Source organism: Microbacterium sp. SMR1 (genome assembly GCF_003289625.1).
Classification (GTDB): domain Bacteria; phylum Actinomycetota; class Actinomycetes; order Actinomycetales; family Microbacteriaceae; genus Microbacterium; species Microbacterium plantarum.
Window position 1 is genome coordinate 686045 of sequence record NZ_QMBN01000002.1, and the last position, 19784, is coordinate 705828.

Genomic DNA, 19784 nt, shown 5'->3' on the forward strand with positions numbered 1-19784 from the left:
CCGCGCCGTCGTCCGTCGCGAGGTGTAACGGCATCCATCGGGCGACCGATCCTCCGCCCGGTCCTAGGCTGGACGCATGCACGGCGAATACAAGGTCCCCGGAGGAAAGCTGGTCGTCGTCGACCTCGAGGTGCGCGACGGCCGCATCGCCGATTTCCACCTGGCGGGCGACTTCTTCCTCGAGCCCGACGACGCGCTCGCCGACATCGATGCGGCAGTGACGGGCCTGCCCGAGGAGTCTGACGTCGCCACCATTGCGGCCGCCGTCCGTTCGGCGCTGCCCGACGGCGCCCAGCTGCTCGGCTTCACGCCCGAGTCGGTCGGCACCGCGGTGCGGCGCGCGATGATCACGGCCCCGGGCTGGCGCGAGTTCGACTGGGAGGTCGTCCACGACCGAGCCGTGTCGCCCAGCATGAACCTCGCGCTCGACGAGGTGCTGACCACCCGCGTCGGCGACGGCCGGCGGAACCCGACCCTGCGCATCTGGGAGTGGAACGAATCGGCCGTCGTGATCGGGTCGTTCCAGTCGTACCGCAACGAGGTCGACCCCGAGGGTGCCGCGAAGCACGGGTTCGACGTCGTGCGCCGCATCTCCGGCGGGGGAGCGATGATGATGGCGGCGAACTCGATCGTGACGTACTCGCTGTACGTGCCGGCATCCCTCGTTGCGGGGCTGACCTTCGCCGACTCGTACGCCTTCCTCGACGATTGGGTGCTCGAGGCCCTCCGCTCACTCGGCATCGAGGCGACGTATCAGCCGCTCAACGACATCGCCTCACCGTCGGGCAAGATCGGCGGCGCCGCGCAGAAGCGTCTCGCGAACGGCGGGGTGCTCCACCACGCCACCCTGTCGTACGACATGGATGGTCAGGTCCTCACCGAGGTGCTGCGCATCGGCCGCGAGAAGCTCAGCGACAAGGGAACCGTCTCGGCCGCCAAGCGCGTCGACCCGCTGCGCAGCCAGACGGGTCTGCCTCGCGACGCGATCATCGAGCGGTTCATCGAGGTGTTCTCGAAGCGCTACGGCGCCGTGCCCGGCACGATCTCCGACGAGGAGTACGCCGAGGCCGAAGCGCTCGTCGAGTCCAAGTTCGCGACGGACGCCTGGCTCAAGCGCGTTCCCTGAGCCGCGGCGTCGTCAGCGGCGCGTCTGCGACAGGGCCCAGTGGGCTCGGGCGAGACCGCCGAGCGGCGCTCGCGTGAGGATGGTGGCATCCGATTCGCTCAGGATGCCGCCGTCGACCGCCATGCGCAATGCGGTGGCGATGTCTTCTCGCGCCCGCTCCTGTCGCGCGGCCGGCAGCGCGCCGACGGCGGCGCGCAGGGCCTCGACTCCCGTCCGCGGAGTCGGCGACCCTCCGGCGCGACGCCCGGCACGGACGATGGCGGCGACGGTGATGGCGGACGCGATTCCCTGCACGGCGAAGGCGCCGATGGTGAGGCCGGGGGCACCCGCGTCATCGGAGCGCAGCGCGACGATGATGATCGCGAACGCGGCGAAGAGCACCGAGATGGCATTGATGGACAGCTGGGAACCGCTCGCCTCGGCGCGCCCGCTCGCCAGCTGCCGCCACAGCACCGGACGCGATGCCGCCGCCACGATCGCCAGCGCACCGGCGGCGAGGGTCGGCACGGTCAGGTCGGACGCCGTTCGGGCGGGGATCACGACGACCCCGGCGGCGATGATCGGCAGGAACTCCAGCAGTGCGACGCCCAGTGAGCGGAACATCGACCCGCGGCCGACCGGGCGGCGGCGCTCTTCGTCCGACGCGTCCAGCAGATCCTGGACCGCCGGTTCGTCGGCGAAGGCGGCGCGCTCGATCAGCGCGGCGTCGAATCCGCGCCCGGACTCCACGAGTTCGCGGGCCGCGGACGCGGCGGAGCTCTCACGCATCGTCTTCTACTCTCATCGACTCGGCCAGCGTCCGCAGCGGCTCCTCCACCACACCGACCATGGTCGTGGTCGTCGGGTCGCTCAGCAGGCGCACCGCGCACAGTTCGCCGGAGACGAGGATACCGATCCCCGCCGGGACCGGTGCGCCGGGCGTATCCGGGCCCGCCGCAATGAAGCGAACCACCACGCCCGCGCCGATGCCGGGGACAGTGATCTCCTCGACGGTCGGCGCCATCGCCAGCGGAATGTCTCCGAGGAGGGCTGCGACGACGTCCTGGTCGGCCGCGAGCGGCGGGCGCACCTCGGCTCGCACCAGAAGGGCGACCGGGGCCGCTCCGGGCCAGAACTGCACCCCGAACCCCGTGCTCGGGTCGAGGGCGGCACGCGCCGCATGCGCGATCGCGACGGCGGCTTCCCGGTCTGACGGGGCCATCGGCGATGCGGCGAATCTCGCCGCCGTCTCCCGCTCCCATTCGGTCGTCGCCTGACCTGGAGCGAGGTGGTTCGGGATGTGCAGCCATACCCGCGGGTCGGGCGATACGGTGAGTCTCACCTCGTGCTCCAGTGCAGCGTCGACACGACCGCGTCGCTCAGCTCGAACATTCCGGCGACGAGCGGGTGCGAGCGCGGAACGGACCCATCGGCCGGCGCGACCGCCACCGCCACCAGATGCAGCGCCTCTCGGCGCTCCGTCCCCGGGATCGGCGTCAGATACGTAGTGGTGTACTGGCGGGCTCGTTCGGTTCCGAGGGCGAGGGTTGACTCTGACTCCCAGCGCACGAAGCGGCGATCGTCACGCAGAGCGGTCGCGCCGCGGGTGCGTATCAGATCCGCAACTTGAGCATCGAGCGTCTTCTGAGCGGTGGCCTCGCGGACGCTCGCAGTGATGGACAGCGGTAGTAGGAGGTCGTTGGACCAGGCGCGGGTCTGGATGTAGAAGCGCTCGGTGCCGGTCGCGCGCATCTTCGAGAATGCCCTCGTGGTGATCGCGCGCAGCTGGGCCGCTAATTCCGGCCGGTGCGCTGCACTGAGTCGCTCCGAAGCCCGGCCCATCAGCGCGGCCTGTGCGGCTTGCGTCGTGGTGAACTCCTCCCAGCCGTCGGGAAGTACGACAGAGAACTCCGGGTACGACTGTCCCAGCACATCGGCGCGCAATCTGTTCATCGGTGGGGACTCCTCATGCCGTGCTCAGGATCGGGCAAGCTCAGCCTCCCACGTATCGACGGGCGATGAGGCCTCACTGATCACGTCGTACGTTGCCAATGCGATCTGGCCCGGGGTGTTGGCGATCCAGCCGTAGTGCCCGGCGACCGTTCCCACGACGCCCCAGCCGCCCGTGCTGAGGGCATCGTTCGCGTTCGCAGCGAAACCGTGTCCCATGAGGCGGGCGGCGACGTCGTCCATCGCCGACGAGCCACGCATGGCGGTAGTGAAGGACGTCCATCCGCCCGCCCCGAAGGTGCGCGCGGTGCTGAAGGTATCGCCGAATCGAGAGAAGGCCAGGGCGAAGTCCGTGCGTCCGGCTGTCGTCCCGAGGCCTCCGATCAGGTCGCTTCCGACCGCCGTGAAGCCCGATCGCGCGCCGCCGGCGAACTTGGCGAGGCTGCCGAACGGGATGACGCCGATCACCGCGACCGCAATCTCGAACGGATCCGAGTTACCGCGTCCGGCTTTGTACAGCGTCAGACCCAGGGTGACCAGGGCGACGATCGCGCCGAGAGCGGCGATGATCGGTCCGCCGATGACGAAAGCCGCCACCGCGAGCGCGATCCCCACCCATTGGAGTACGACGAGCGCGCCTTCGACGAAGCCGTCGAAGTCGTCCCAGCCGCTGTCCTGGATACCGCCGGAAGTGGCCGTGCCGATGCGTGATGCGGCCAGCTCGAAGGCGCTCTCCCAGGTGTCGTAGGCGGAATCGTAGGTCTCGGCCTCCGCGACGAACTCGGCATGTGCATTGGTCTGGGCGGTGAGGGCCTGCGCAACGTCACGTTCGTGAGCGAGCTCCGCCGCGCTGGGCCCAGGGTCGTCGGGCGTCGGAGAGGGAAAGAGCGGAGCCGATCCCGCCGTCTCGTCGTAGTTCTGCTGCGCGCGGACGTAAGCGTCCCAGGCGGCCTGGCAGCGTTCGACGATCGGACGCATCGACTGCTGCACATCGCTGAGCGATTCGCCATACTCTCGAACTGCTGCGCCCGTCGGCTCGTAGCGTTCACCGGCGAGACGCAACTCTTCGTGGATCTCGCCGACCACCTCGCGGATCTTCTCGATCGACAGACCCCGCTGACCATCGGCGCCGTCGGCGATCGCCTCGAGCACTCCCGCCGCGCCGATCATCTGCGCCCCTAAGTCCTCGATCTCCCCGCCGCGCCGAACCACGGCGGCGGCGTCACCGGTGACGACGGAGATCTCTCGTCCGCGGGGGGATGGCGCCATGTCGCGTGCGCCGAATCCGTACCCGCTCATGAGGCCCTCGGCATCGTCGCAGCCTCGTTGCGCTCGACCTGAGTGGACCGAGAGGCCTCGACATCCCACTCGGCCCAGCCGCGTCCCGTGCTCTCGACCCGTTCCTGGATCTTCATCAGATCCTCGCGGAGTCCGCGGCGGCGATCATTCCAGCCGCTCTCGAACTCCGACGACGCGTCTCGAAGGCGGGTCTTGCCGTACGGCGTACCTACGGAGTCCTCAAGGTCGTCGGCGCGTTCCTCCGCCTTCTCGAATTCGACGATGATCTGCTTCAACGACCCGTTGAGTTCGTTGAGCACGTCATAAGTGACGATGACATCCGACATGGCGCTCCCCTCTGCTTGCGTTGACAGTGTATTCAGGAGCACCAGACCTCTCGATGGGGAGCACTCCCCATCTCGGGTGACGGATCGACCGTCAGCAGGGTCCGACCCGTACCCCGTCAGCCGACGAGCGCCCGCACCGACGCGTAGCCGTCGGCCGCGACCGTCGGCACCGACGGCGGAGCACCGAACACGCGGGTCGCCCGTTCGTCCGGCGTCCATCGCGGCCAGCCCGGGTCGCCGGTCCGCACGAACGACACGGCGGCACCGTGCATCGCATCGGCCAGCTCCTGCGGCGGGTGCGGCCCCGCGAGCCTCGCGACGCCGTCGGAGTCGAGGACGTCCCACCAGAACGGCACATCGAGGCAGTGCAGCGCCCAGCGCCGGGTCGGCGAGGGCCAGCTGAACCGGTAGGCCCACGTCGGCGAGCCGCTTCGTGCCCGGGCGACGAGCGGCACGGTGTCGCGGAAGATGCGGTCGGTGGCGTAACGGCCGAGGAACGCGGCGGTGCCGAGTCGTCGCTGCGCGCGGTTGTCGCGGATGTAGCGCCAGCGCATCGCGTGGCCGACCCCGAGGGCGGCCAGCGCGAGCGCCGGCGGGACGAAACGCAACGGGCCGGCGACCCCGTCGGTGATCATCGTGAACTCGTCGTCGGTGGTGCCGAGCACGAGCGTCTTGTCCGCGCCGACGCCGGCCGCGAGTGCGTCGAGGGTGGGGCGCGGGATGAGCTCGCCGTCGACGACCGGACCCCACGTGAGCCCTTCGGCGAGCCGCGAGCGCACCGAGGCGATGATGCTGCCGTGCCGCTGCGACTCGAGAGCTTGCTGCGCCGTGAGCACCGTGAGCTCGTCGACACCGGCGAACGCCTCGCGTGTCGGGGCGATGCCGAGGCGCGCGGCGAGCCGGCCTGTCGCCGTCGCGGCCCGGGCGGGCGGCACGTTCGTCAGGGCCGCCGAGATCGCCAGCACACGGCGGAACAGGTGTTGAGCATCCGGCATCCCGAGCAGGGTGAGCACCGCGCCGCCGCCCGCGGACTGCCCGGCAATCGTGACATCATCCGGATCCCCGCCGAAGGCGGACACGTTCGCCCGCACCCATTCGAGGGCGGCGATCCAGTCGCGCACCGCGCGGTTCGTCGGGGCTCCGGGAAGGAGGCCGAAGCCGTCGAAGCCCAGCCGGTACGAGACCGTCACCACGACGATGCCCGCCCGCGCGAACGAGCCGCCGTCGTACCAGGGGCTCGCGGGCGAACCCTGCACGAAGGCTCCGCCGTGGATGTAGACGAGCACCGGATGCTGTGCGCCGCCTGGCTCCGCGGGCGAGTCCGGCGCGAACACGTTGACCGACAGGGTGTCGTCGCCGGGGATCGACGGCTCGGGGATGAGGGTGTCGCCGTAGTCCCCGCGCTGCGGCGTGGGGCCGTACGCGGTCGCGTCGCGGACGCCGTCCCACGGCTCGACGGGTGCGGGCTCGGCGAAGCGCAACGCGCCTGTCGGGGCCTGCGCGTACGGGATGCCGAGGAACGCGAGGGTGCCGTCGGGGCGACGCGTGCCGCGCACCTCACCGCTGGAGAGGGGTGCCGAGACGCTCGCTGTCACGATCCGAAGCTAGCGGACTCGGCAGCGACTCGGTGAGGAGGACGCGGGTCAGGCGATGCGGCGGACCTGCACCGTGATGCGGTCGACCGTCGGATGCTGCGCGCAGAGTTCGTCGGCGACGGCGCGGGCCACCTCGGGAGTGCGCGCGGATGCGGCGACGGAGATGGCGGCCGCGGCGGTCACCACCTCGCCATGGGCTGAGACGAGGATGCCGTTCGTCGGTTCCGCCGCCTCACGGTGGAGCGCGGTGGCCGCCGCTCCGAGCACGCGGGTCAGCGGCGGTCGCGGATCGTGCACGGCGCTGACTCCGGGCACCTCGACGAGGGGGCGCGGAGCCGAGGGGTCGACGACGGAGACGGGCTCGATCATGCGATGTCCTTGGGCGGGAAGGGACGGTGGAGGTCTTCGACGGTGACGTCGACAGCGGTGATGTTCAGCTCGGTGTGCCGGGCGAGCGCGTCGGACACCGCTCGGCGGACCGCTCCGGCGGCGGTCGGCAGCGACTCGCCCCACGCGACCGACGCGGTGATGTCGACGGCGATCGGCGCGTCGGGCACCTCGACGTCGCCGACGATGCGCGAATGGCCGATGAAGACGCCGTCGATCGCATCGCCGCTGGCTCGGATGAGCGCTTGCACGGCTCCCTCGGTGACGGTCATCGAGACCCGAGGATCGGGATGCGAGAGCGGGATCGAGCGCCCGGCCCGCAGCTCGGCCCGGACGGCGTTCATCACGCCGTGGAACCAGTTCTCCGAGGGCTCGGGCATCTCGGCGGCATCCGCCGCGATGAGTTCGCGTGACAACCGCCCCGCGCGCTCGAGCGCGTCGAGGGCGTTCAGACAGTCGGGACAGGTCTCGATCTCGGGGTCGTACGGCGAGCGACCGCTGTCGAGGTAGTCGCTGATCTCGTCGATCGTCTTGCCGCACTCGAGAGTCATGTCTGCGGCATCCATCAGCGCCACCCCGCCATCTGAATCGTGATGCTGGCGCGGGCGCGGGACAGGTTTCCTCGAACGGTGCTGAGAGGGAGGTTCATCTCTTCTGCGATCTCGGTATAGCTGAGCGACCCGACTTCTCGGAGCAGCCAGCAGCGGCGTTGGGCTTCCGGCAGCGCATCGAGTGCAAGAGAGAGCGCTTGCAACTGTGCGTTGCGGATGGCAGCGGCCTCGGGAAGGAGGCCCGCCTCCGCGGCTCTGTCGAATCCGTCCAGTGTGTCATGGTCGGGGCGCTTCCTGAGATGCGCGTACGCCTCGCGGCTCGCGATCTTCATCAGCCACGCCTTCACGGCGTTCGGGTCGCGCAGGGTGGACAGCTGCCGCCATGCGGTGAGGAAGGCCTCCTGCACGACGTCGTCGGTCTCCGAGAGGGTGCCGACGATGCGGTACACGTAGGCGCGCACGAGGCGGGAGTGACGGTGGAGGAGGACATCGAACGCGTCGGCATCGCCGGATGCCGCGCGGGCGGCGAGGATGCCGTCGGGCGCGGCCTGCAGGTCGGCGTTCGACCCGCTGTCTTCGGCTCGCATCGTCCCCCCAGAAAACTTCTCGAACTTTTTTGTGACGAATCCGGATGAGCCGCCCTCTTATCTGTAGAGCGAACGTAACGCTCACCGAATGGCGAGCCGAGAGCTTGCATCGGACAACGCAGACAGATAAGGAAAAGTCATGGCTGAGGACCAGAAGAACACCGCCCCCGCTGCTGAGACCACGAAGCCGCAGGCCGCCGCGCCGCAGGCTTCGCGCGTCGACCGCACGTTCTCGTCGTCGCGTGTCCCGGCCGACACCGATGCCGCGGGCAAGACCACGATCGCCGACGGCGTCGTGGCGAAGGTCGCCGGCATCGCAGCCCGTGAGGTCGCCGGCGTCTACGCCCTCGGTGGCGGCGGAGCCCGCGCCTTCGGTGCGATCCGCGACGCCATCAACGCCACCGACCTGTCGCAGGGCGTGAAGGTCGAGGTCGGCGAGACCCAGGCCGCAGCCGACCTCACGATCGTCGTGGAGTACCCGGCGCCGATCCAGGAGGTCGCCGACAACGTCCGTGCCGCCGTCGCCGGTGCCATCAGCCGTCTCGTGGGCCTCGAGGTCGTCGAGGTCAACGTCGAGGTCAACGACGTGCACATCGCCGGCGCTGACGACGACGACAACGAGTCTGAGTCGCGCGTCGCATGAGTGCCACCGTCTCGGGTGCGCTGATCGGCGCCATCCTCGCCGCCGCCGCCCTGTTGTTCGGCTTCTGGGGATTCCTCCTCGTCGCCCTCTTCATGGCGATCGGCGCGGCGGTGGGTCGCATCGCGTCCGGCAAGCTCGACGTCCGCGGGCTGGCCGACGTGCTGACAGGTCGGCGCACCTCGTCATGACCGTTGCAGAGGCCATCCGTCCCGGTGGCGGCGTCACGGCCGCCACCGGCGGGGCGTCCGGTCTCGCCGGACGGGTCGATGTGCGCGAGCGCGTGGTGCGGAAGGTCTCGGAACAGATCGCATCCCAGGTCATCGGAGTGGACGTGGACCGCGTATCGGTCACGGCATCCGATCACCGGGGTGGGGTGGCCGTCCGCATCCAGGCGCCGTTCCCCGTCCCGTCGCTCGACGACACCGAAGCGGTGCGAGCCGCCGGAGCCGTCGTCGACATCGCCCGTGAGGCCCAGCGCCGGGTGCAGGAAGAGCTCGGCCGCGTGCTGGGTAAACCCGTCACCCGCGTCGACATCACCGTCACCGGTGCCACGACACCCGCAAGGAGGAGAGTCCGATGAGCAGTCCCGTGCTGCGCCGCGTCGTGCGGCGTGAGACGCACTCGCCGCGCACCGTCGCGATGATCGTCGCCGTCGTCCTCGTCATCCTCGCGCTGATCTACGTCGGCACGGAGATCGTGCTGAACCTGGCCGGCCAGCCGGCTCTGCTGCTGGGTCCCGCCGCTGCCTTCGGGTGGGTCGTCGGACTCCCGACGGAGGTACCGGTCGGCGTCAGCGTCGCCATCGGCGCCGTCATCGCGGTGCTCGGCGTGGTCCTCGTGGTGCTCGCCGTCGCCCCGGGCCGCCTGTCGAAGCACCAGCTCGTCGTCGGTGAGAGCGCCGTCGTCGCCGACAACGGCGTGATCGCCTCGGCGATCGCGCAGCGGGTCAGCGACGAGAGCGGACTGCCCCGCGACCAGGTGCGGGTCGGTGTCGGACATCGCTCGGTCGACGTGACCCTCACCCCTGCGGTGGGAGTCCCCGTCGACGAGACGCAGGTCCGCGCCCTGGCGGATGCGGAGCTGGAGTCGTACCGGCTCGCGTCGAAGCTGCGCACGGCGGTGCGGATCGAGCGGCCCCGCGAACAGGAGGAGAACGCATGAACAACACCAATCGCGCGGTCAACCGCACGATCCTCCTGATCCTGGGACTGGTGCTCGTCGTCGTCGGCGGCGGAATCATCGCCGGCGCGGTGTGGCCGGCGGCCGCCGACACCTGGACCTCGGTCGGATCCGGGGCCGAGGACTGGGCGAAGCAGGCGTGGGATGCCACCGTCATCGCGGGCACGAGCCTCACCTGGCTCGCCGTCGGCGTGCTCGCCGCGCTCGCGCTGCTGGTCGTGCTGCTGATCGTGCTGGTCGTGCGCAGCATCCACGGCCGCCGCCGGACCGCGCTCCGGGCGACCGGGGCGGAGAGCGACCTCGGCCGCATCACGGTCACGGAGGGCTTCGCGGCGGATGCGCTGAAGAACGCGCTGGCCGACCGCGACGAGATCCTCAGTGCCCGCGTCACCGCGAACGACATCAAGAAGCAGCCCGTGCTGCACGTCAGCGTGACCCCGCGGCAGAACACCTCGCCGCTGCACGTGGCCGAGACCGTCGAACGTCTCGTCGGCAACCTCGGCACGCTGACGGGCCAGCAGCTCACGACCTACATCTCCATTCACACCGGGCTGCGCGCGAAGCTGGCGCACGACCAGCGCCGCCTGTCCTGAATCGCGCACGTCCACAGCCCCGCCCGCGGGGCGCCACCACCGAAAGAGAGGAGCCCATCATGGGTCTCGACGACAAGATCAAGAACGCCGCCCAGGACATCGCCGGCAAGGCGAAGGAAGCCATCGGCAAGGCGACAGACAACGACAAGCTCGAAGCCGAGGGCAAGGCCGATCAGGTCAAGGCCGAGGCGAAGAAGACGGGCGAAGACGTCAAGGACGCCTTCAAGTAAGCCGCGTGACTGCAGAGGGGGATGCCGTGTCGGCATCCCCCTCTTGTGGTCTCGTCGTGTCAGCCGTCGCGGCGTGCGCCGGCCGACGGGCTGACGGGGAAGATCGTCGGGGTCGCGTACCCGGCGGCAGCGAACGCCTTCTCGACGGCATCAGCCACGTCGTCGACGGCGGCGGTCTCGACGAGTGCGATCGCCGCACCGCCGAAGCCGCCGCCGGTCATGCGCGCGCCGATGGCGCCGGCCGCGCGGGCGGTCTCGACGGCGAGGTCGAGCTCGGGGACGGAGATCTCGAAGTCGTCGCGCATCGAGGTGTGCGAGGCGTCCAGCAGCGACCCGATCGCTCGTGGCCCCTGCTCCCGGAGGGTCTGCACCGTGTCGAGCACACGCTGGTTCTCGGTGACGATGTGGCGGACCCGGCGGAAAGTGACGTCGTCGAGCAGCTCGGCGGCACGGTCGAGGTCGCCGACCGACAGGTCGCGCAGCATCGGGACGCCCATGACCCGCGCGCCCTTCTCGCACGAAGCGCGGCGCTCGCCGTAGCCACCGGTGGAGTGCGCGTGCTTGACGTTGGTGTCCATGACCAGCAGCGTGAGCCCCGCGGCGGCGAAGCCGAGCTCGACCTCATCGGTCTCGAGCGAACGGCAGTCGAGGAAGGTGGCGGCATCCGGCTCGCCGAGCATCGACGCCATCTGGTCCATGATTCCGGTGGGAGCGCCGACGGCCTCGTTCTCGGCGCGACGGCCCACCTGCGCGAGCGCGACGGAGTCGAGTCCGAGGTTCCACAGCTCGTTGAGTGCTGAGGCGGTGGCGCCCTCGATCGCCGCGGACGACGACAGGCCTGCGCCGACCGGCACGTTCGACGCGAACGCGAGATCGGCGCCGGTCAGCGCGGTCGGGTCTGCGCCGGCGGCCTGGATCAATGCCCAGGCGACGCCGAGCGGGTATGCGGACCACTCGGGCACGGCGTGCTCGCCGCCCGTGGTCGGGAAGATCGCGTCGAGGTCGGCGATCGCCACCTCGACCGGCACCGTGTCGAACGTCGAGATGACGCGCAGCCGGCCGTCGTCGCGGGTAGCGAGCGCCACGTGCGTGCGGTGGGGCGTGGCGAACGGGAACACGAAGCCGTCGTTGTAGTCGGTGTGCTCGCCGATGAGGTTGACGCGGCCGGGCGCCGACCACTCGCTCGTCGTGGTCGCGCCGAGCGAGGTCAGGAGGTCGCGCGCATCGGTGCGCGGAACGGTGTCGGTCACAGGGGCACTCCTTCTACGGCCTCGCGGATACGCGCGGCCGCGGTCTCGGGCGGGATGTCGCCGATCCAGGCGCCCATGGCCGCCTCGGAACCGGCGAGGAACTTGAGCTTGTCGGCGGCGCGGCGCGGGCTCGTGAGCTGCAGGTGCAGACGCGCGGTGTCGCGCGCATGGCGGACCGGAGCCTGGTGCCACGCGGCGATGTATGGCGTCGGGGTGTCGTACAGCGCGTCGATGCCGCGCAGCAGGCGCAGGTAGAGCGGGGCGAGTTCGTCTCGCTCGGCGTCGTTCGTCTCGGCGAAGTCGGCGACGTGCCGGTGGGGGAGCAGGTGCACCTCGATCGGCCAGCGCGCGGCGAACGGGACGAACGCCGTCCAGTGCTCGCCGCTGAGCACGACCCGCGGGCCGGCCTGCTCGAACTCGAGGATGCGCTGGAACAGGTCGGGAGCCGTGCGGTCGATCGAGTCGAGCAAGCGGGTCGTGCGGGGCGTGATGTACGGGTAGGCGTAGATCTGCCCGTGCGGATGCGGCAGCGTGACGCCGATCGCCTCGCCGCGGTTCTCGAACGGGAACACCTGCTCGATGCCGGGGAGCGTCGAGAGCGCGGCCGTGCGGTCGGCCCACGCCTCGATGACGGTGCGGGCGCGGGTGACCGTCTGGGTGCCGAACGATCCGGCGTGCTCGGGAGAGAAGCACACGACCTCGGTGCGTCCGACGCTCGTGCGGGTGCGGCCGAGGCCGAGGTGGGCGAGGTCATCGATGCCGCGGGGAGGATCGGATGCCGCGGGCGCGCCGCCGAACGCCTCGGCGAGGGCGGGACCGAACGACGGCGACTTGTTCTCGAAGACGGCGACGTCGTAGCGCGACGGGATCTCGGAAGGGTTGGTGGGTGTCTGCGGGGCGAGCGGGTCGAGCTCGGCCGGGGGCAGGAAGGCGCGGTTCTGCCGGGATGCGGCGATCGAGATCCAGTCACCCGTCAGGACGTCCTGCCGCATCGTCGCGGTCTCGGGGCGCGGGTCCAGGGTGCGGGCGTCGACCGCTCGCTCGGAGTCGAGCGTCGTCTCGGGGTCGTCGTAGTAGATGAGCTCGCGGCCGTCGTCGAGTCGCGTGGAGCGTTTGACGACGCCCGCGCCGAGCGGCACGGCGGGAGGAGCGCTGATGTTCACGATAACACGGTACATTCCGGGCGTGATATCGTCAACACACCCCGACGAGAGGACCGGCATGCGGGTGTCGATGGCCCAAGTGGCGGCCCACGCGGGCGTCTCGGCGCAGACCGTCTCGCGCGTGGCCAACGGAAGCCCGCGCGTCGACCCCGCGACGCGGGCCCGGGTCGAGGCGTCCATGGCGGCGCTCGGCTACCGCATGCATCGCGCCGCGCGGGCCCTGCGCACCGGCCAGACCCGCACGATCGGCCTCGTCGTCTCGACGCTCGCCTCGGTCGGCAACTCCCGCATGCTGCAGGCCATCGCCGACGCGGCGGGCGAGCGCGACTACGCCCTCGCCGTGGTGACGGTCGCCGGAGCGCGCGACATCGCGGAGGCCTTCGCGCAGCTGCGCGACCAGGGCGTCGACGGGGCGATCGTGCTCAACGAGGCGACGCGGCTCGCTCGTGACACCGCACCGCCCGCCGACCTGCGCCTCGTCGTGGTCGACTCGCCGCCGGACGACCGTTTCGCGATCGTGCAGACCGATCACGCGGGCGGCGCCCGGCAGGCGACGCAGCACCTGCTCGAGCTGGGGCACGCGACGGTGCACCACCTCGCGGGGCCCGAGGCGTCGTTCGCGGCGCAAGAGCGCGAACGCGGCTGGCGCGAGGCGCTGATCGACGCGGATGCCGTCGCGCCCGAGGTCGTCCGCGGCGACTGGACCTCGCGCGGCGGTCACGCGGCGGGAGCGGGGTTCGCGGGCGCCACGGCGGTGTTCGCCGCCAACGACCAGATGGCGCTCGGCCTGCTGCGGGCGTTCAGCGACGCCGGTCGCGCTGTGCCGGACGACGTCGCTATCGTCGGGTTCGACGACGTCGTGGATGCCGCGGAGTACCGGCCTCCGTTGACGACCGTCCGCCAGGACTTCGACGCCCTCGGCGCCCGCGCCGTCGAGGCGCTCGTGGAGGTCATCGAGTCGGGCTCAACGGCCGCGTTGCGCACCGTTCCCACGGAACTCGTGGTCCGCGCGAGCTCGGTACGCGGTCTCGCGGCGGAATGAGGCGCAGTTCGGGGTGTCCGACGCGGTTCGAACCGCGCGTCATCCCCGGAACTGCGCCTGATCCCCGCGCTCGGCGAGCGGGTCAGACGGATGCCGCGCGGCGGGCCTCCCAGCCGGTGCGGACCATCTCGTCGACCGAGTAGCGATTCGCCCATTCGAGGTCGCGGGCGGCGAGCTCTCCGGTGGCGACGATGCGGTCGGGGTCGCCGGGCCGGCGGGGGCCGACCCTCGGCGTGAAGTCGATGCCGGTCACGCGGGCCATCGCGTCCATGATCTCGCGGACCGAGAGGCCGTTCTGCGACCCGAGGTTGTAGGCCGGCTCGACGTTCTCGCCGGCCGCGAGGCGCTGGGCGGCGACGACGTGGGCCGCGGCGATGTCGGCGACGTGGACGTAGTCGCGCACGTTCGTGCCGTCTTCGGTGTCGTAGTCGTCGCCGTTGATCTGCGGGATCTCACCGGCGATCAGCTTCTCGAAGACGATGGGGAAGAGGTTGTGGGGGCTCGTGTCGTAGACGGACGGATCGCCCGAGCCCACGACGTTGAAGTAGCGCAGCGAGGTGTGGCGCAAGGGTGCGGGGGAGTCCGCGGTCGCGACCGCCTGGTCGCGCAGCAGCCACTCGCCGATGAGCTTCGACTCGCCGTAGGGCGACGCGGGACGCTTGGGCAGGTCCTCCGTGACGAGCGGCACGTCGGGGGTGCCGTAGACGGCGGCGCTGGAGGAGAAGACGATCTTGTCGACGCCCGCGGTCTCCATCGCCTCGAGCACGATCCGCGTGCCCTCGACGTTCTGCGCGTAGGTGTGCAGCGGGCGCGTCACGGAGACGCCGGCGTACTTGTAGCCGGCGACGTGGATGACGCCCTCGACGCCGTGCTCGCGCAGGGCGCCCTCGACGAGCGGGCGGTCGAGGATCGAGCCGCGGACGAACGGCACGCCTTCGGGGACGAACCCGGCGTGCCCGCTCGACAGATCGTCGAGGACGACGGGGTCGAGGCCCGCCGCGGCGAGGGCGCGCACGACATGCGCGCCGATGTATCCAGCACCACCGGTGACCATCCAGCTCATGACATCCATCCTGCCCGATCCTGGCGGGGCTCCCTCACGGTCACTCCTCGCGGTGGCCGAGGTCGGGCGCGGCGACGAAGGCGGCGACGGGGTCGATGACGTGCTCGAGCTCGACGACGACGACCTCGTTCGCTCCGGCGCGGGTCGCGGGAGCGGGAACGTAGAGCGTGCGCTGCGGGCCGTTGCGCCAGTACCGGCCGAGGAAGAACCCGTTCACGAACGCGTAGCCCTTGCTCCAGGCATCCGTGTCGAGGAAGAGGTCGGCGGGCTCGTCGAGGTCGAACGTGCCCACGAGGCCGGTGCGTCCGGCGACGGCGTGGCCGGACGCCCGGGCGATGCCGGCGGCGACGCCCGCGAGGTCGACGGGCTGCGCCGTCCAGCCGGAGAGCTCGTGTCCGCCGAGGGTGACGGGGCCGACGAGGCCCTTGTTCTCGCCGAGACGGACGTCGTAGTTCACGCGGCCCTGGTCCTCGACGAGCACCGTCAGCCGCGACCCGCGGGGGATCGGCAGCGACCGCTCGTGCAGCGCGCGCTGCAGGCGGCCGATCGGCGCGCCGTCGACCGCGACCCAGGCGAGGTCGCGGACCTCCGCGAAGGCGAGCACGGCGCTGTCGGAATCACCGAACGGCTCGGCGGGCAGCGCGATGTCGTAACGCACGAGGGGTCCGAGCTGTCCGAGCTGCTCGAACGTGGGGGGAGTGACCGCCGCACCCGCGCCGGCACCCGCGCCGGCACCCGCGGCAGCATCCGCCGCGGGAAGCCAATCGCCCGTCGTCCGCAGCGGAACCGACAGGACGGGAGCCTCGGGCCGAGCCGGCGGAACCTCGTCGGGGACCGGGGCGTACCGGGCGATGACCTCGCGGAACGCGTGGTACTTCTCGGTCGGGTGGCCCGATTCGTCCAGCGGAGCGTCGTAGTCGTACGAGGTGACGATGGGGGCGTAGCGGCCCTTGTCGTTCGCGCCGTTCGTGGTGCCGAAGTTCGTGCCGCCGTGGAGCATGTAGATGTTCACCGACGCTCCCGCGGCGAGCAGCGCGTCGAGCTCGGACGCTGAGGCCGCGGCATCCGTGGTGTGGTGCACCCCGCCCCACCAGTCGAACCAACCGTCCCAGAACTCCGAGCACATCAGCGGCCCCGTCGGCTGGTGCTCGCGCAGCGTCGCGAGGCGCTCGGTGGCGCGCGAGCCGAACGATCCGGTCGTGTGCAGGTCGGGCAGCGTGCCGGCCGCGAGCATGTGGGGCTCGGGCTGGTCGACGGTCGTCAGCGGCACGGTGATGTCGCAGGCGCGGGTGAGCTCGGTGAGCGTGCGGAGGTAGTCGTGGTCGGAGCCGTAGGCGCCGTACTCGTTCTCGATCTGCACGAGCACGACGTTGCCGCCGCGATCGATCTGACGCGGGGCGACGATCTCGTAGACCCGGCGCAAGTAGGTGCTCACCGCCTCGAGGTACTGCGGCTCGGAACGGCGCAGCCCGATGCCGGGCGTGCTGGTGAGCCACACCGGAAGTCCGCCGTTGTGCCACTCGGCGCAGATGTACGGGCCGGGGCGGACGATCGCGTGCATGCCCTCGGCCGCGATGAGGTCGAGGAAGCGCCCCAGGTCGTTCCAGCCCGTGGCATCCCATTCGCCGCGCACCGGCTCGTGGGCGTTCCAGGCGACGTACGTCTCGATCGTGTTGAGCCCCATGAGCCGCGCCTTGCGGATGCGGTCGGCCCAGTGGTCCGGGTGGATGCGGAAGTAGTGCAGGGCTCCCGCGATGACCCGGTGGGGGCGCCCGTCGAGGAGGAAGTCGGTCTCGCCGATGCTGAAGGTCGTCACGCGGTCACTCGATTCGTTCCGGGGTTCAGGCGCACGGTCACGCGCGCCCAGGAGAGCGGGGGAAGGGTCAGGGTCACGGAGCTGTCGCGGATGTCGACGGCGAGGGATGCCGGCGCGACGGGCTGCGACGACGCGCTGTTGACGGTGTGCCGGTCGCCGCCGGCGGGGACGGTCAGCACGAGCGCCTCGGCGCCCGCGGCCGAGCGGTCCAGATCGATCGTGACGGGTGTCTCGGCGTCGAGCCCGCGGTGCACGAGGAAGATCGACAGCTCGTCGCCGGCGATCGTCGCAACGGCGTCGACGGCGCCCACGTCGCCGTAGCGCGCGGTCGGGATGACGCCAGTGTCGATGACCGGCACCACGACGTGGCCGGATGCCGCGGCCGCGGTCAGCTGGAAGGGGAAGAAGGTGGTCTGCCGCCAGGCCGCGCCGCCCGGCTCGGTGCGGATCGGCGCGATGACGTTGACGAGCTGCGCGAGATTCGCCATCGAGACGCGGTCGGCGCGGCGGAGCATCGTGATGAGGAGGGACCCGACGACGACGGCATCCGTGACGGTGTAGTCGTCCTCGATGAGGCGCGGGGCGACGGGCCAGTCGCCCGTGAACACCTCGGGCTTGTCGACCTCGTTCCAGCGGGTCTGGTTCCAGACGTTCCACTCGTCGACGCTGATGCCGATGGGGTCGGTGATGCCGCGCTCGGCGCGCACCTCGTCGATGATGCCGGCGACTTCGCCGATGTAGGCGTCGAGCGCGGCGCCGGAGGCGAGGAAGCTCGCGGGGTCGCCCGGGGTCTCCTCGTAGTAGGCGTGCACGGAGATGTGGTCGACGAGCCCCGCGGTGTGACGGAGCACGGTGCGCTCCCACTCGCCGAAGGTCGGCATCTCGTGGTTCGAGCTGCCCGCGGCGACGAGCTCGATGTCGGGATCGATGAACCGCATGAGTCGGGCGCTCTCGGCAGCGAGGCGGCCGTACTCGTCGGCGGTCTTGTGGCCGATCTGCCAGGGGCCGTCCATCTCGTTGCCCAGGCACCAGAGCCGGATGCCGAAGGGCTCGGCGCGCCCGTTCTCGCGGCGGCGCTCCGACAGGGCGGTGCCGCCCGGGTGATTGGCGTACTCGAGCAGGTCGGCGGCCTCGGCGACGCCGCGCGTGCCGAGGTTCACGGCCTCCATGAGCTCGAGCCCCGCCTGCTCGGCCCACGCGGCGAACTCGTGCAGCCCGACCTGGTTGGTCTCGGTGCTGTGCCATGCGGCATCCAGGCGCACGGGGCGCTGGCCGCGCGGGCCGACGCCGTCCTCCCACCGGTAGCCCGAGACGAAGTTGCCCCCGGGATAGCGCACGACGGTCGCGCCCAGCTCACGCACGAGCTCGAGGACGTCGGCGCGGAAGCCGGCGTCGTCGGCCGTGGCGTGACCCGGCTCGAAGATGCCGTCGTAGACGCAGCGGCCCATGTGCTCGACGAAGGTGCCGAAGAGCCGGCGCGGGACAACGGGCCCGGGTGCGGCCGTGTCGAGCGAGATGCGGGTGGGGGAGGTCATTGCTCTTCTCCTGAGGGGACATGGCGAGGGGCGGGCCGGACCGAAGCTCGATGCGACCCGCCCCTCGTCGGGCGTCACTTGTTGACGGTGAAGCCCTGGTCGTTGCCGTACTGCACGAGCTGGTCCTGCCACGTGGCGAGGCCCTCGTTCAGGTCGGACTTCGAGGCGTAGGACTGCCCGACGGTGTCGCTGAAGATGCTGTTCGCGTACACCTGGAAGGGCAGGTACTGCCAGCCGGGACGCACGTCCTTGGCCGCCTGCACGAGCACCTCGTTGATCTTCTGGCCGCCGAAGTACTCGGGTGCCTTGTTCAGGAACTCATCCGACTCGAGCTGCGCGGTCGTCGAGGGGAAGCCGCCGCTCTCGGCGAAGATCGTCAGGCTCTCCTCGTCGTTGTTCAGCCACTTCAGGAACGCGGCGGCGAGCGCCGGGTTCTCGCTCTGCTTCGTGACCGCCTGGCCGCCGCCGCCGTTCTCGGCCGAGACCGGGGTGCCGTCGTAGGTCGGCATGGGAGCCACGCGCCAGTCGCCCGCCGCGTCGGCCACCGACGACTCGAGGTTGCCGGGCATCCAGGCGCCGATGACGAGGGTCGCGATCGAGCCGTCGCCGAGGCCCTTGAACCACTCGTCGCTCCAGCTCGGGGTGCTGGCGATCAGGTCGTCCTCGACGAGCGTGTTCCAGGTGTCGGCCCACTTCTTCGAGCCATCGTCGGCGACGTTGATCGTCACGTCGGTGCCATCGGCGGAGAACGGCTGGCCGCCCGCCTGCCAGATCATGCTGGTGGCGAAGCCGGCGTCACCGGTGTCGTTCGTGATCTTCTTCGTCGGGTCGGCGGCGGTGAGCTGACGCGCGGTGGCGATGTACTCGTCCCACGTCGTCGGGACCGTCAGGCCGTACTGGTCGAAGACCGCCTTGTTGTAGAACAGCGCCATGGGGCCCGAGTCCTGCGGGAGGCCGTAGATCTTGCCGTCGAAGTCGACGGAGTTCCACGTCGAGGCGGTGTAGTCGCTCTCGAGGTCGCCGAAGCCGTAGGGTGCGAGGTCGAGCAGCCCGTCGGTGAGGGCGAACTGGGGGAAGGCGTAGTACTCGATCTGCACGACGTCGGGGGCGCCCGAGCCGGCCTTGATCGCGTTCTGGAGCTTGGTGTACTCCTCGGTGTTGGTGCCCGCGTTGACGACGTTGACCTTGACCTCGGGGTACTTCTTCATGAACGCCTCGGCCTGCGCCTCGGCGGACGGGGTCCACGACCAGTAGGTGATCTCACCGCCGGCCTTCAGGGCCGCGTCGAGATCGTCGGGGTTGCCGCCGCCCGCGGCGGGGCCGGAGGACGAGCAGGCGGCCAGCACGAGGCCGGCGGCTGCGGTCAGGGCCACGACGGATGCGGCGCGACGCAGCGCCGATCCCTTGCGCATGGGTGTCATGGGAGTTCCTTCACTTCGTTGTTGTGGATTCGGGTTGTTGTGGATTCAG

The 19784-nt window shown here is 70.7% G+C and carries 23 protein-coding genes; 8 read left to right on the plus strand and 15 right to left on the minus strand.

The window, feature by feature from the left end; translation table 11 throughout:
* Positions 1–76: 76 nt before the first annotated feature.
* On the plus strand, positions 77–1126 hold the full coding sequence (locus DO944_RS07855) for a biotin/lipoate A/B protein ligase family protein (protein ID WP_023952552.1): 1050 nt from the start codon (positions 77–79) through the stop codon (positions 1124–1126).
* 12 nt (positions 1127–1138) lie between these two features.
* Here the strand turns inward: DO944_RS07855 and DO944_RS07860 are convergent, their stop codons facing one another.
* The 9 genes from DO944_RS07860 to DO944_RS07900 form a co-directional block, all read right to left on the minus strand.
* A complete protein-coding gene (locus tag DO944_RS07860; protein WP_112616311.1) occupies positions 1139–1894 on the minus strand; it encodes a hypothetical protein in 756 nt (251 codons plus the stop codon).
* Complete coding sequence (locus DO944_RS07865; RefSeq protein WP_112616313.1) at positions 1887–2447, minus strand: hypothetical protein; 561 nt, start codon at positions 2445–2447, stop codon at positions 1887–1889. The genes DO944_RS07860 and DO944_RS07865 overlap by 8 nt, the downstream gene beginning before the upstream one ends.
* Positions 2444–3058: a hypothetical protein gene (locus tag DO944_RS07870; protein WP_112616315.1), complete on the minus strand. Its 615-nt coding sequence runs from the start codon at positions 3056–3058 to the stop codon at positions 2444–2446. Before DO944_RS07870 ends, DO944_RS07865 begins: the two co-directional genes overlap by 4 nt.
* Before the next feature lie 24 nt (positions 3059–3082).
* Complete coding sequence (locus DO944_RS07875; RefSeq protein WP_146752020.1) at positions 3083–4324, minus strand: hypothetical protein; 1242 nt, start codon at positions 4322–4324, stop codon at positions 3083–3085.
* Between the two features lie 26 nt (positions 4325–4350).
* Entirely contained in the window at positions 4351–4680 is a 330-nt protein-coding gene (locus DO944_RS07880) for a hypothetical protein (RefSeq protein WP_112616319.1), read from the minus strand.
* A gap of 116 nt (positions 4681–4796) precedes the next feature.
* A complete protein-coding gene (locus DO944_RS07885) occupies positions 4797–6275 on the minus strand; it encodes a carboxylesterase/lipase family protein (RefSeq protein WP_112616321.1) in 1479 nt (492 codons plus the stop codon).
* 48 nt (positions 6276–6323) lie between these two features.
* On the minus strand, positions 6324–6644 hold the full coding sequence (locus DO944_RS07890) for a hypothetical protein (RefSeq protein ID WP_112616323.1): 321 nt from the start codon (positions 6642–6644) through the stop codon (positions 6324–6326).
* Positions 6641–7228 (minus strand): Asp23/Gls24 family envelope stress response protein, encoded by a 588-nt coding sequence (locus DO944_RS07895; RefSeq protein WP_258524612.1) that lies wholly within the window; start codon positions 7226–7228, stop codon positions 6641–6643. Before DO944_RS07895 ends, DO944_RS07890 begins: the two co-directional genes overlap by 4 nt.
* The gene (locus DO944_RS07900; RefSeq protein ID WP_112616327.1) at positions 7228–7800 is read right to left on the minus strand and encodes an RNA polymerase sigma factor; all 573 of its coding nucleotides are present in this window, start codon (positions 7798–7800) and stop codon (positions 7228–7230) included. Before DO944_RS07900 ends, DO944_RS07895 begins: the two co-directional genes overlap by 1 nt.
* 139 nt (positions 7801–7939) lie before the next feature.
* Here DO944_RS07900 and DO944_RS07905 point away from each other — a divergent pair, with 139 nt between their 5' ends.
* Genes DO944_RS07905 through DO944_RS07930 form a run of 6 tightly spaced genes read left to right on the plus strand, consistent with a single transcriptional unit; the run spans position 7940 to position 10445 of the window.
* Complete coding sequence (locus DO944_RS07905) at positions 7940–8443, plus strand: Asp23/Gls24 family envelope stress response protein (RefSeq protein WP_112616329.1); 504 nt, start codon at positions 7940–7942, stop codon at positions 8441–8443.
* Positions 8440–8631 carry a DUF2273 domain-containing protein gene (locus DO944_RS07910; RefSeq protein ID WP_023952539.1) on the plus strand — a complete coding sequence of 64 codons (192 nt, stop codon included), beginning with the start codon at positions 8440–8442 and terminating at the stop codon, positions 8629–8631. Before DO944_RS07905 ends, DO944_RS07910 begins: the two co-directional genes overlap by 4 nt.
* Complete coding sequence (locus tag DO944_RS07915) at positions 8628–9023, plus strand: hypothetical protein (protein WP_064956258.1); 396 nt, start codon at positions 8628–8630, stop codon at positions 9021–9023. Before DO944_RS07910 ends, DO944_RS07915 begins: the two co-directional genes overlap by 4 nt.
* A complete protein-coding gene (locus tag DO944_RS07920; RefSeq protein ID WP_112616331.1) occupies positions 9020–9604 on the plus strand; it encodes a DUF6286 domain-containing protein in 585 nt (194 codons plus the stop codon). The genes DO944_RS07915 and DO944_RS07920 overlap by 4 nt, the downstream gene beginning before the upstream one ends.
* Positions 9601–10215 carry a hypothetical protein gene (locus tag DO944_RS07925; RefSeq protein ID WP_023952535.1) on the plus strand — a complete coding sequence of 205 codons (615 nt, stop codon included), beginning with the start codon at positions 9601–9603 and terminating at the stop codon, positions 10213–10215. Before DO944_RS07920 ends, DO944_RS07925 begins: the two co-directional genes overlap by 4 nt.
* 59 nt (positions 10216–10274) lie before the next feature.
* Positions 10275–10445 (plus strand): CsbD family protein, encoded by a 171-nt coding sequence (locus tag DO944_RS07930; RefSeq protein ID WP_023952533.1) that lies wholly within the window; start codon positions 10275–10277, stop codon positions 10443–10445.
* Between the two features lie 59 nt (positions 10446–10504).
* On the opposite strand, the gene galK is transcribed toward DO944_RS07930, so the two are convergent.
* Positions 10505–11695 (minus strand): galactokinase, encoded by a 1191-nt coding sequence (galK, locus tag DO944_RS07935; RefSeq protein WP_112616333.1) that lies wholly within the window; start codon positions 11693–11695, stop codon positions 10505–10507.
* Positions 11692–12852, minus strand: a complete 1161-nt coding sequence (gene galT / locus DO944_RS07940) for a galactose-1-phosphate uridylyltransferase (RefSeq protein ID WP_396652022.1) — start codon at positions 12850–12852, stop codon at positions 11692–11694. The genes galK and galT overlap by 4 nt, the downstream gene beginning before the upstream one ends.
* A 76-nt stretch (positions 12853–12928) precedes the next feature.
* On the opposite strand from galT, the gene DO944_RS07945 reads away from it, so the two are divergent.
* Positions 12929–13900 carry a LacI family DNA-binding transcriptional regulator gene (locus DO944_RS07945; RefSeq protein ID WP_181574200.1) on the plus strand — a complete coding sequence of 324 codons (972 nt, stop codon included), beginning with the start codon at positions 12929–12931 and terminating at the stop codon, positions 13898–13900.
* An 82-nt stretch (positions 13901–13982) separates the two neighbouring features.
* On the opposite strand, the gene galE is transcribed toward DO944_RS07945, so the two are convergent.
* The 4 genes from galE to DO944_RS07965 all read right to left on the minus strand — a co-directional run bounded on the left by galE (position 13983) and on the right by DO944_RS07965 (position 19735).
* Positions 13983–14963, minus strand: coding sequence for a UDP-glucose 4-epimerase GalE (galE, locus tag DO944_RS07950; RefSeq protein WP_112616962.1), 981 nt, complete (start codon positions 14961–14963; stop codon positions 13983–13985).
* 40 nt (positions 14964–15003) lie between these two features.
* Positions 15004–16779 carry a beta-galactosidase family protein gene (locus DO944_RS07955; protein WP_112616339.1) on the minus strand — a complete coding sequence of 592 codons (1776 nt, stop codon included), beginning with the start codon at positions 16777–16779 and terminating at the stop codon, positions 15004–15006.
* Positions 16776–18314: an alpha-N-arabinofuranosidase gene (locus DO944_RS07960; protein WP_112616341.1), complete on the minus strand. Its 1539-nt coding sequence runs from the start codon at positions 18312–18314 to the stop codon at positions 16776–16778. Before DO944_RS07960 ends, DO944_RS07955 begins: the two co-directional genes overlap by 4 nt.
* A gap of 74 nt (positions 18315–18388) precedes the next feature.
* Positions 18389–19735 (minus strand): sugar ABC transporter substrate-binding protein, encoded by a 1347-nt coding sequence (locus tag DO944_RS07965; protein WP_258524614.1) that lies wholly within the window; start codon positions 19733–19735, stop codon positions 18389–18391.
* Positions 19736–19784: the final 49 nt, after the last annotated feature.